Annotated in this window: 12 protein-coding genes; 8 read left to right on the top strand and 4 right to left on the bottom strand. The window is 43.2% G+C overall.

The genetic code is table 11. The features are described from left to right. Positions 1 to 78 precede the first annotated feature (78 nt). The 3 genes from ACE3JL_RS03620 (at position 79) to ACE3JL_RS03610 (ending at position 2,843) form a co-directional block, all read left to right on the top strand. Positions 79 to 1,212, top strand: coding sequence for an RNA polymerase sigma factor, RpoD/SigA family (locus ACE3JL_RS03620; RefSeq protein WP_271991505.1), 1,134 nt, complete (start codon positions 79 to 81; stop codon positions 1,210 to 1,212). 115 nt (positions 1,213 to 1,327) lie between these two features. Further along, positions 1,328 to 1,531, top strand: a complete 204-nt coding sequence (locus tag ACE3JL_RS03615) for a transcriptional regulator (protein ID WP_241673911.1) — start codon at positions 1,328 to 1,330, stop codon at positions 1,529 to 1,531. A gap of 139 nt (positions 1,532 to 1,670) precedes the next feature. Continuing rightward, entirely contained in the window at positions 1,671 to 2,843 is a 1,173-nt protein-coding gene (locus ACE3JL_RS03610; RefSeq protein WP_375328862.1) for an aminotransferase class V-fold PLP-dependent enzyme, read from the top strand. Position 2,844: 1 nt separating this feature from the next. Here the strand turns inward: ACE3JL_RS03610 and ACE3JL_RS03605 are convergent, their stop codons facing one another. Beyond that, on the bottom strand, positions 2,845 to 3,621 hold the full coding sequence (locus ACE3JL_RS03605; RefSeq protein WP_271991498.1) for an RNA polymerase sigma factor SigF: 777 nt from the start codon (positions 3,619 to 3,621) through the stop codon (positions 2,845 to 2,847). Positions 3,622 to 3,946: 325 nt separating this feature from the next. Further along, positions 3,947 to 5,023, bottom strand: coding sequence for a Holliday junction branch migration DNA helicase RuvB (ruvB, locus tag ACE3JL_RS03600; protein WP_271991496.1), 1,077 nt, complete (start codon positions 5,021 to 5,023; stop codon positions 3,947 to 3,949). Between the two features lie 23 nt (positions 5,024 to 5,046). Here ruvB and hisF point away from each other — a divergent pair, with 23 nt between their 5' ends. The 3 genes from hisF to ACE3JL_RS03585 all read left to right on the top strand — a co-directional run bounded on the left by hisF (position 5,047) and on the right by ACE3JL_RS03585 (position 7,930). Beyond that, positions 5,047 to 5,811 (top strand): imidazole glycerol phosphate synthase subunit HisF, encoded by a 765-nt coding sequence (gene hisF / locus ACE3JL_RS03595; protein ID WP_271991492.1) that lies wholly within the window; start codon positions 5,047 to 5,049, stop codon positions 5,809 to 5,811. A gap of 360 nt (positions 5,812 to 6,171) precedes the next feature. Further along, entirely contained in the window at positions 6,172 to 7,776 is a 1,605-nt protein-coding gene (locus ACE3JL_RS03590; protein WP_271991490.1) for a serine/threonine-protein kinase, read from the top strand. A gap of 31 nt (positions 7,777 to 7,807) precedes the next feature. Then, positions 7,808 to 7,930 carry a hypothetical protein gene (locus tag ACE3JL_RS03585; RefSeq protein WP_271991488.1) on the top strand — a complete coding sequence of 41 codons (123 nt, stop codon included), beginning with the start codon at positions 7,808 to 7,810 and terminating at the stop codon, positions 7,928 to 7,930. Here ACE3JL_RS03585 and ACE3JL_RS03580 read toward each other — a convergent pair. Next, the gene (locus ACE3JL_RS03580) at positions 7,927 to 9,417 is read right to left on the bottom strand and encodes a site-2 protease family protein (RefSeq protein ID WP_271991487.1); all 1,491 of its coding nucleotides are present in this window, start codon (positions 9,415 to 9,417) and stop codon (positions 7,927 to 7,929) included. The genes ACE3JL_RS03585 and ACE3JL_RS03580 overlap by 4 nt on opposite strands. 27 nt (positions 9,418 to 9,444) lie before the next feature. After that, a complete protein-coding gene (gene murQ / locus ACE3JL_RS03575) occupies positions 9,445 to 10,365 on the bottom strand; it encodes an N-acetylmuramic acid 6-phosphate etherase (RefSeq protein ID WP_271991484.1) in 921 nt (306 codons plus the stop codon). A gap of 195 nt (positions 10,366 to 10,560) precedes the next feature. Between murQ and rplU the strand changes: the two genes are divergently transcribed. Then, on the top strand, positions 10,561 to 10,950 hold the full coding sequence (gene rplU, locus ACE3JL_RS03570; protein ID WP_271991481.1) for a 50S ribosomal protein L21: 390 nt from the start codon (positions 10,561 to 10,563) through the stop codon (positions 10,948 to 10,950). A gap of 34 nt (positions 10,951 to 10,984) precedes the next feature. After that, positions 10,985 to 11,254 (top strand): 50S ribosomal protein L27, encoded by a 270-nt coding sequence (gene rpmA, locus ACE3JL_RS03565; protein WP_002744094.1) that lies wholly within the window; start codon positions 10,985 to 10,987, stop codon positions 11,252 to 11,254. The last annotated feature ends 109 nt before the right edge of the window (positions 11,255 to 11,363 follow it).

The raw sequence follows: 11,363 nt of genomic DNA, 5'->3' as shown, positions 1-11,363 counted from the left end.
TTCAATGTAACAATCAGCCCATTGGGAGACACTAAGTTTTTCCCCGCTATTATAACCCCACTCCATCCATAACTGCTTATGAAAATCTCTAAACTGGCCACTGATGATAATTTTAATCAAGTCATTACCCTTGAAACAAATCCTTTAGAACTAGACAGCGTGGATTTTGCTGAAAGAATTGACGAGGATCTCACCGAACCTTTACCAGAAAACCCAAAAACCACGGCTGCCGGTAGTGGAACGGGATACGATAAGGGCAGCAATGAAGATACTGTTGGGGCATTTTTTAAGGAAATGGCGCGTTATCCCCTGCTTAATGCGGAAGAAGAAATTGAATTAGCCTACTCGGTCAAGTTTCTCATGGAAGCGGAAGAGGTACACCAAAAACTGCAAGAAAATTTACATCGTCCCCCGACGAAAACAGAATGGGCGATCGCTTTAGAATTAGATAATGAACGTCAACTGGAAAACCGTCTTTATCGCGGACGAACAGCTAAACGGAAAATGATTCGTTCTAATTTGCGCTTGGTGGTTTCTATCGCTAAACGCTATTTAAATCGAGGAGTTCCTTTCTTAGATTTAATTCAAGAAGGTGCGATCGGACTCAACCGTGCGGCCGAAAAATTCGATCCCAATAAAGGTTATAAATTCTCTACCTATGCTTATTGGTGGATTCGACAAGCAATCACCCGCACCATTGCTAACGATGCGCGGACGATTCGTTTACCGATTCACATTGTCGAAAAACTCAATAAACTCAAAAAAGCGCAGCGCATTCTCAAGCAAGATTTACAGCGCAATCCCAATGAACGGGAACTCGCGGAAGCGTTAGAAATAACTCCCGAACAATTGCGGCAATTATTACAATTGCGTCGTCAATCTCTCTCTTTAAATCATCGTGTAGGGAAAGGAGAAGATACGGAATTAGTGGATCTTTTGGAAGATGATGATCTACAACTTCCCGAAGATAAAATGAATGAGATGATGATGCGTCAAGAAATTTTCGCAGTTTTAAGTGATGTTCTCACGGAACGGGAAAAAGATGTTATCTCTCTCCGTTATGGTTTAGCTACCAGTCAACCTTATACCCTAGAGGAAGTGGGAGGAATGTTCAATTTATCTCGCGAACGAGTACGTCAAATTCAAAGTAAAGCGATGCGAAAATTACGTCGTCCTCAAGTTGCGCGTCGTCTGAAAGGATGGTTACATTAATAATTTTTTCTAACTCGTTCTCTCCTCTCTCCTTTTTCCCGGAGAGCTTTTTTTGTCGATATTTAGCTTAAAATTAAGATAAAGCTGGTTTTCTCAGTAGATGCTCATAATACCTATGAACCTACATCTCCAACAGAAAGTGAAAACGGGAAAATATCAATCTCCCCAAGAAGTCATCGACTTTGCTTTGCAGTTACTCGATGAATATGAACAAATAACTGATGCAGAATGGAGGGAAGATATTCGGCAAAAAATAGATGAAGCTATCTTAGTATCAGAAAATCATCCTCTCTATAGATGGAGAAACTTTTGTCACTGAAATTATTCATCGTTTTCACCCCATGGGAGATTAATCTAAAACGGATCGTTATGTCATAAATATACTAGCTAGTTAGTATCTGAATACAATCGGTAATTTTTCAGCTATTCTTTCTAGTTCTAAACAAAATCAAATTAATATGTCTAAGAATGCTTGGTTAATTCCTGATAATATTTATTTTCTCAACCATGGTTCCTATGGTGCAACCCCTAGAATAGTCTTGGATTATCAGCAGCAATTGCGGGAACGAATGGAAAGACAACCTTTAGCATTTTTGGGGAGAGAATTAGAGGGTTTATTAGATATTGCTAGGCAAAAATTAGCGGATTTAGTCAGCGTAAATAGCGATGATTTAGTCTTTGTTCCCAATGCAACCACAGCAGTGAATGCAGTATTAAATTCCTTAACTTTTCAGGAAAATGAGGAAATTCTCATCACCGATCAGACTTATAATGCTTGTGCTAATGCAGTTAAACATATAGCTAAAAGATGGGGTTTAAAGGTAATTATTGCTAAAATTCCCTTTCCCCTACAGTCTCCTTTAGAAATTAGTCAAGCAATTTTAGCATCTGTTTCTCCCCGAACAAAATTAGTAGTTTTAGATCATGTCACCAGTCCCACGGCCTTAATTTGGCCAATCGCAGAAATTGTGCAAGAATTAAATAATCGGGGTATTGATACTCTTATCGATGGCGCTCATGCTCTAGGTTTTTTACCCCTTAATATTGGGGAAATTAACCCTACCTATTATACTGCTAATTGTCATAAGTGGTTATGTAGTCCCAAGGGGGCTGCTTTTCTCTATGTGCGCGGGGATAAACAGGCAATAATTCGACCTTTAACTATTAGCCATGGGGCAAATTCTCCTCGACAAGATCGCTCCCGTTTTCAGTTAGAATTTGCTTGGATGGGAACCGATGATCCCAGTGCTTATTTATCAGTGCCAAAAGCGATCGAGTTTTTAAATTCTCTCTCTATTGATGGTTTACTGGGTCTGATGGCGAGGAATCATAATTTGGTTTTAAAAGCCAGAAATTTGCTTTGTCGTGCCTTGCAGGTCAATTATCCTTGTCCAGAATCAATGATCGGAGCGATGTCCTCAATTTTAATTCCTAGTTATTCCTGGGCAGCAGAAGATTTATCTAGACAACTGTGGGAAAAATATCAGATTGAAGTGCCGATCATTGCTTGGAGAGAAGGATCATTAATTGTCAGAATTTCTGCTCACTACTATAATTTGATCGAGCAGTATGAACATTTAGCTGTGGTTTTAAATCACTTGCTATTGCGGCCGCATCAAACCGATAATTAGGCTAAAATACTTCTTGGATCATGGTTTCCCTGAGCATTTCTAAACCTTTTTTCACCCGACGGGAGACGGTAACAATGCTAATGCCTAATTGTTCGGCGGTTTCCCGTTGAGTAAGATCTTTAAGGAAAACAAATTCGAGAATATGACGGGTTTTGTCTTCTAATTGAGCGAGTGCTTGTTGTAAACGAATGCAATCCTCTTGACAAAGTTGAAAGCTGCGATAACGGGGATCGGGAACGAGGTCTTTTAAACAAGTATTATTATCTTCATCGCTATTAACCATCGCATCGAGACTAAGAAGTTCACGGTTTTGGAAAGCCAGTTTGACCTCTTGCCATTCTTCGGGGGAAATATTTAAAGCGAGGGATATTTCTGTATCATTGGGTTGGCGGTTGTAGAGGGACTGGAAATCCCGACGCACATTTGTCGCTTGTCTGCCTAAATCTAACCAACGACGAGGAATACGAACTGTATAACCTTTATCCCGCAGATGGTGTTGAATTTCCCCGCGAATATAGGGAATAGCAAAAGAACTAAAAGCATGACCTTTGCTGCTGTCAAAACGGTTGATCGCCCGAATTAGTCCCATACAGCCAACCTGCACTAAATCTTCATAATTTTCACGGCATTGATTGACCCAATGATGAGCTTCCCTTCTGACTAATCCTAAGTTTAACTCCATAATCCGATCTCGTAACTTATTGTCTCCTGTTTTTTGATATTTTTGAAAAAGTGTGAGAGTTTCCAGTTTAAGATTTTCTTTATTTAGGACAGACATAGGGCGTTAACAGACTTAAAAAGTGTTGACTATAACAGATCACTATTGCCATTAGCTTTGATCAATCCCAACACAGTCTGGATCAGAAGCGGGCAGCAATGGGGACAATGTAATCTACTACTATCCCCATGATACGACCTTTATACAAAGACTTGTGTGACTTTATCTGATTAAGGAAGTATTGAAGGGCACAAATAGGCCAAAACCTAGGTAGGGTCTGCTGAAAAAGTTTTTCCTGGGTGTAGGGTGTGGGGTGAATTTTCCCCCTGAAAAAGCCTTAATCTAAAAGGTTTTTGGATTTATTCAGCCAACCCTATCCAGAAAACTAGAACTCAAACAAAGGTAAACTGCGATCGTTATGTTTCGGCAATTTTGCCAGTAAACCTAAATGTTCATAGGCAGCCGCTGTCACCACGCGACCCCGGGGAGTACGATGAAGATAACCTATTTGTAATAAATAAGGCTCATACACCTCCTCAATCGTCTTGGCATCTTCTCCCGTGGCTGCCGCTACCGCTTCCAATCCCACGGGTTTACCTTGAAACTGTTCGATCATCGTCTTTAATACTAATCGATCGGTCCAATCTAAACCCATAGAATCCACATTTAATTGATTTAATCCCTCATCGGCCAACTGGGGGGTAATCATAGTCTCTCCCTTCACCTGCACATAGTCGCGTACCCGTTTTAATAAACGATTGGCAATGCGTGGAGTTCCCCGACTGCGACGGGAAATTTCGATCGCACCTGCTTCAGTAATGGGAATACTAAAAATAGTGGCACTTCTGAGCATAATTGCCGTCAATTCCTCGACCGTATAGAAACGCAGACGTTGAATCAGTCCAAAACGATCGCGTAAAGGCGCAGTTAAAGAGCCAACTTTGGTAGTAGCACCGATTAAAGTAAAGGGAGGTAAAGAAATACTGCGAATTTTCGCCGCTTGACCCTTACCAATCGTCACATCTAGGCGATAATCCTCCATCGCTGGGTATAATAACTCCTCCGTCACCCGATTCAGTCGATGAATTTCGTCGATAAAAAGAATATCCCGGGGTTGAAGATTGATCAGGATGCCGGTAATGTCCCGGGGACGCTCTAAAGCGGGGGCGGCAGTAATGCGGCAATTTACTCCCATCTCAGCCGCTAAAATTAAAGCCATAGTGGTTTTGCCTAATCCCGGTGGTCCGTAGAAGAGCAAATGATCGATCGCTTCTTGTCTAGCTTTGGCCGCAGCGATGGTGACTTTTAGATTAGCCTTTAAGTCCTGTTGACCGATATAATCCTCTAGGGATTGCGGACGAATCTGCGCTTCTGCTTTTTCCGTTTCTTCTATAGTGGGATTGGGAGTGAGCAGATTTTCCTCGGCAGCCAGGGGGGAATTGTGCGATCGTTTGATAGCCATTGTTACAATCAAGAGTCTAGGATATGTTAGCGAAGCGGATTTTGCCCTGTTTGGATGTCAATAACGGTCGGGTAGTGAAAGGGGTTAATTTTGTCAATCTTCAGGATGCTGGCGACCCCGTGGAGTTAGCTCGCTTGTATAATCAGGCAGGGGCTGATGAGTTGGTTTTTCTTGATATTACTGCTACCCATGAAGATCGCGACACGATTATTGATGTAGTCTATCGCACAGCGGAACAGGTTTTTATTCCTCTGACCGTGGGGGGGGGCATCCAATCCTTGGAAAATATTAAAAATTTGTTAAGAGCCGGGGCCGATAAAGTCAGCATTAACTCGGCTGCCGTGCGCGATCCAGAATTGCTCGATCGAGCCAGCGATCGCTTTGGTAAACAGTGTATTGTGGTGGCGATCGATGCTAGACGACGTAAAGATGAGCATAACCCTGGTTGGGAGGTTTATGTTCGGGGTGGACGGGAAAATACGGGTATTGATGCTTTATTATGGGCGCAAGAAGTGGAAAAACGCGGAGCGGGCGAGTTGTTAGTTACCAGTATGGATGCCGACGGCACGCAAGCGGGTTACGATTTGGCATTGACAAAAGCGATCGCGGAAAGGGTGGAGATTCCTGTGATTGCCTCTGGAGGAGCAGGTAATTGTCAGCATATCTACGAAGCATTGACAGAAGGGCGGGCAGAAGCAGCTTTATTAGCTTCTTTGCTCCATTATGGTCAATTAACCATCGCTGAGGTCAAAAATTATCTACAAAGTCAACAAGTACCCGTGCGTTAGCGGGGGAAAAAGTAACTAGGGGATAGGAAGGAAGAGATGGCAAATTATCAAGAAAAGCTAACATTATTTGACGGTTGGCAGAACTAGCCATTGTTAGGGTGTGTGATATACTGGGGGGGTTTAGGTAAAAATCCTAGCTAGGGAGCAGCCACTATCTTAATAAGTTGCCCCCGAGCTAACTGAGCGATGACACTACAAGGCCTTGTTTTAGTCGATAACCAAGACTACACACCTACTTTGATTGTCTAAATCTTCTTTATGGTTTTAGACTTTGGGAGATACCCCCTCTTGAGGAGAATCTCTGAGAGTGCATTGTTGAACTGTGTTAGCAAAAAAGTATTGGTCAACTGGTGACTCTATATGACCTACTGCCTTAATCCCGACTGTCCTCAACCGAAAAACAGCCCAACAGCGTTAATCTGCGATAGTTGCGGCTCAAAACTTCTTCTGCACGACCGCTATCAAATCCTAGGTATTTTGGGGAAAGGAGGGTTTGGGGCAACTTTTCTATCATCGGATTTGTCCCTACCCGATAAACCAATATGTGTGGTCAAACAACTGCGACCTTCCACTGACGATGATAATGTTTTTCGCATGGCTAGGGAACTTTTTGAACGAGAAGCGGAAACCCTAGGAAAACTAGGCGTTCATCCCCAGGTTCCCCGATTATTGGACTATTTTGAAGATAACCAACAGTTTTATCTAGTTCAAGAATACGTTAAAGGTCATAACCTACACCAAGAGGTCAAAAAACGCGGACCGTTTAGCGAAGCGGGAGTCAAACAGTTTTTAAGTGAACTTTTGCCGATTTTGCAATACGTCCACAAACAAAAGGTAATTCATCGGGATATCAAACCCGCTAACCTAATTCGTCGGCAAACAGACCGAAAATTGGTTCTGATTGACTTCGGGGCTGTCAAAAATCATGTTAATACCGTCATTGTCAATAGCAATTCTCAAACCGCTTTCACTAATTTCGCCGTGGGGACCCAGGGTTTTGCCCCCCCCGAACAGATGGCCATGCGTCCCGTCTATGCTAGTGATATCTACGGGGTGGGAGCTACCTGTCTCTATCTGCTCACGGGCAAATCTCCTAAAACTATCCCGGTTGATGTCAATACAGGCGAACTACTTTGGGAAAAATTAGTCAAGGTCAGTCCCCAGTTTACTAAAGTCCTGAAAACAATGTTGGAAGCCTCTGTCGGTCATCGCTACAAATCCGCTCAAGAGGTAATGGATGCTTTAGAGATGACCGCTTATGCCGATAGTCTAGCCCAAAGTTTAATCGCCGCTCCAATCGTTACTTCCCCGCCCCCCCGAGAAAATGCAAGCCCGATAGCCACTTCCGCCGTTTCTGTACCTCTCACGTCTAAATTTCGCCCTAAAAATAAAAATCCAGAGGCCTCTCCAGATAATACCCTAGGGGGACAAATGGCCTTTCAAATGGCTAATGCAAATGTATTTGTTAAAGGTAAAGCCCGCAGCAGCACAGATCTAAACGTACTGAAGAAAAAACCCCGCTTGGATGAAAAGGCGATTCTGGATGCTTACCATAACGGCCGGCGCAATTTTGGTCAAGAGGAATTACCGAATCTCAATCTGGCCAAAGCAAAACTTTTAGGCGTAAATTTCTGTCAATCCAAATTAACAGGAACTAATTTACAAGGGGCGGATCTGTCCAATGCGGATCTAGGCCGAGCTAATCTCAGTCAAGCTATTCTCAAAAATACCAATTTAAATAATGCCTATCTCGGTTATGCAGACCTCGAAGGGGCCGATTTACGGGGAGCTAATCTCAGCAGCACCCATCTTCGCTGCGCGAATCTCAAAGATGCTAATCTTTGCGGAGCTAATCTCTGTGATGCCCAAGTAACTCCAGAACAAATCGCCCTAGCGAAAACCAATTGGTTAACAGTTATGCCCAGTGGCAAAAGCGGTTTCTGGCAATCTTTCCTAGGGGATTAGGGGTTAGGGGGCAGTCAGCGGAGATACGGGAATGCTGACTATCGGCCTACAAATAGGAAATCCTGATTCTAGGAAGGTTATAGGTCAAAACTTGAGTTTCTGTCAAGCTTTTTTTGACGGCAATCAATGGCGAGAATTTCGGGGAAGTATTTAGCCACCGATGCCTAAACGCCCTGCTAAACTAGGGCTTAAAGGAATCAGAGTTGCTAACATTAAAAAGAGCAGTAATAAACCCCAACCAGCGCGGGTGTCATCGGGTTCGGTTAACTCGTTTAAACTAGGTCTTTCCAACTCTCTTTGTAAAAAAGCGACTAAAATTGTCCAATAGAGAGGAATGGGATTGCTAGAATTAACTAAGGAAATAATGCCCAAAATAACCAAAGTGGCCACTGTGGTACGGCGGGCAATTTTGCGACCATAAATAGCCTGAACAATTCTGCCACCATCTAACTGTCCAGCGGGCAGTAAATTAAGGGCAGTAATCACCAATCCTAACCAACCGATAACAGTTAAAGGATGCACGGAGATAACGGCATTTTGTAACTGGTCACCTAAAACTATCCGCGCTAAAAAACTCACTAAAATTGAACTTTGGAAAAAGGTACTAGGGATTTGAAAAAGGCTGGTAGAATTAGATAAAGTCAGTCCAACAATTAACAAGATTAAAGAAACCAAACCTCCCAAAGCAGGACCAGCAAAAGCTATATCAAATAGGACACTGCGGTTAGGTAATAAAGATTCAAAACGAGTAATCGCCCCAAAAGAACCAATCTGCCAAGTGGGAAGAAAATAGGGTAAACTGAGACGAACATTATGGCGTTTAGCGATAATTAGATGACCGATTTCGTGGGCAATTAATACCGACCATAAACCCAAACTCAGGGGAATTGCTTCTCGATATCTCTGCCAATTACTAAACAAATCAAAACCCAATAAAATTCCCGCCGCTTCTAAGCTGGTGACAATAGTAGCCACTAACAAAACTAAAGCGAGATTTTTTTGAGCAAGAGTGGCAGCACTAGGATCATTAGTTTTGGGAAGGATAATTACCACCGGTTTTTCCTCGGTTCCTTCCACCAAAAATAAACGATATTTATCGCCAAAATGATTACTTAATTTCTGGGTTAAGCGCGAGTGAACTAGATCCGGTTCTCCCCGTAAATTGCCTTTAAAAATTGCCCCTTCCTGAAAAGAGATAGTCTCGGTGGCAAAAAAAGTATCTATCCCAAAAATACTCTGAATAACTTTTAGATCCTGTTCGGAAATTGGCATTACATCCGGCACAATTGCTGTCACCGCTGCCGGGGTTTCTGGGGGAGTAACGGACTGGCTAACTGCCTGGTTAACTTTTGGTTCAATTATCTGATTGGTTTTCAGTAAGCGTAAACGGTTGCCCAAATAAATATAGATAATTGTGGAAGCAACCAGTAAAAAGAGAATTACCGCTAGATTGAGTTTAATTCCTGCCGCAAATAGCCCGAAAAAAATTAACCAAGGAGCAATTAGTACCAAGGATTGTAACCAAGCTAAAATTCCCAGTTGTCCGTAGGGTTTAGACCGATAAAAACTCCAAGTCAAGATAGCACCAGCGACGAGGAAAATAACAGCGATCACAGCAATTTCCGAAGAAATATTAACCATAGGAAAGTCAAAATTAACAGGTTTTTATCAATCAATTTGATTATAAGCTTGCAGGGCGGCCCGTAATTGACCCCGATGCTTTTGTAACAATTCTTGTCCTGCGGCTGCCGAAAGTCCCGTTTTCTGCATTAACAAAGCCAATTTAACCTGGCGGCCACTTTTTTCCAGTAAAATTGCCGCTTCCTCGCGACTAACATCGGTAAGGTGGCAGATAATCCGCAGGGCGCGGTCATGGAGTTTATGATTAGTAACAGCCACATCGACCATCTGGTTGCCGTAAACTTTGCCTAACATTACCATTGTCCCTGTGGAGAGGATATTTAAAGCCATTTTCGTCACCGTTCCCGCTTTCAGGCGCGTGGAACCGGCCAAAAGTTCTGGTCCAGTCAATAAGCGGATATCCACATCCACAGGGATCTCCACTTGTTCGGCGGGGACACAACTAATGGCAATCGTCGTCGCACCTCGCTGTTTTGCCGCCTGTAAAGCCCCGTGAACGTAGGGGGTTGTACCCCCGGCGGTAATCCCCACTACCACGTCTAATTCGTGAATTTCTCGCTGGGCAATCACGGCTGCCCCATCTTCCGCTTTATCCTCCAAATCTTCGGAACTACGCACCAGAGCTGCTGCTCCACCGGCAATAATTCCCTGTACTAATTCCGGGGGAGTACAGAAAGTGGGAGGACATTCGGCCGCGTCCAAAACCCCCAGTCGGCCACTGGTTCCCGCCCCAATGTAAAAGAGCCTACCACCTTTAGCCAGAGCTTGACTGGTCAGGGAGATCGCCAGAGCCAATTCTTGCCGGGCTATGGCGATCGCTTTTAGGGTTTGGGCATCCTCGCGATTGAAGAGATCCACCAATTCGAGCGGGTTTAATTGGTCTAAATTTAGGCTGTTTGGGTTAATTTGTTCGGTTAACAGGTGTCCTCTGCTTTCCCACTGTTCCATAACGGTTTAATTGAGCTTTTCGTAAGATTATTTTTAGTATATAGCAAATCGGTGGGCTAAAAGCTTGACAATTGCCCCCCGAATGTTAGATGATAGTAAATTGTGTCAATTCCTGCTCGGATCAGGTGAAGACATTAGCACAAAAGCTGGGATTTTTTTCAGCTACCTGTACGGCAAAACGAGCGCAGAAAATTCATGAGTTACGCAATTATTGAGACCGGTGGCAAACAGATTCGGGTGGAACCCGGTCGCTATTACGATATCGAACTTCTTCCCGTCGATGAACAAAGTACCCATACCATCGACAAAGTGCTATTAATCCATGATGAGGATGATATTAGCATCGGTCAGCCCTTTATCGAAGGGGCCAGCGTCGAAGGGACCGTCATGCAACATCGTCGGGGCAAAAAAGTTATTGTCTATAAAATGCGCCCGAAAAAGAAAACCCGTAAAAAACGCGGTCATCGTCAAGAAATTACCCGTTTTATGATTGATTCAATCAATTATAACGGTAAAACCCTAACTGCCACTGATGCTACCTCCGTCGCTGAAGTTGTGGAAGATAGTAGCGACGAAGAAGAATAACTTTTACAATCAAAAAAGCATTTGGAGAGAAATTATGGCTCATAAGAAAGGTACGGGTAGTACCCGCAACGGACGCGATTCTCGTTCCCAGAGACTAGGTGTTAAGCGCTACGGTGGTCAAGTGGTAAAAGCGGGAAATATTCTCATCCGTCAACGGGGTACTAAAGTTCACCCGGGTAAAAATGTTGGTCGTGGTGGCGATGATACTTTATTCGCTTTAATTGATGGTGTGGTTAAATTTGAATACAAGGATAAAAGTCGCCGTCAAGTTAGCGTTTATCCTGCTGAAGTTAGCGCTAGTTAATCCCATCAACTCTGATTAATTTTTTCCCTGTAACCTCCTAATTAATATTAGGGGGTTTTTTCAGATAATTTATCTAGCAATTATAGCAGTTATACTAAATCTGGTTATT

This window comes from Microcystis sp. BLCC-F210, assembly GCF_042134685.1.
GTDB lineage: Bacteria > Cyanobacteriota > Cyanobacteriia > Cyanobacteriales > Microcystaceae > Microcystis > Microcystis aeruginosa_D.
This window is presented reverse-complemented; position numbering and strand designations above follow the sequence as displayed.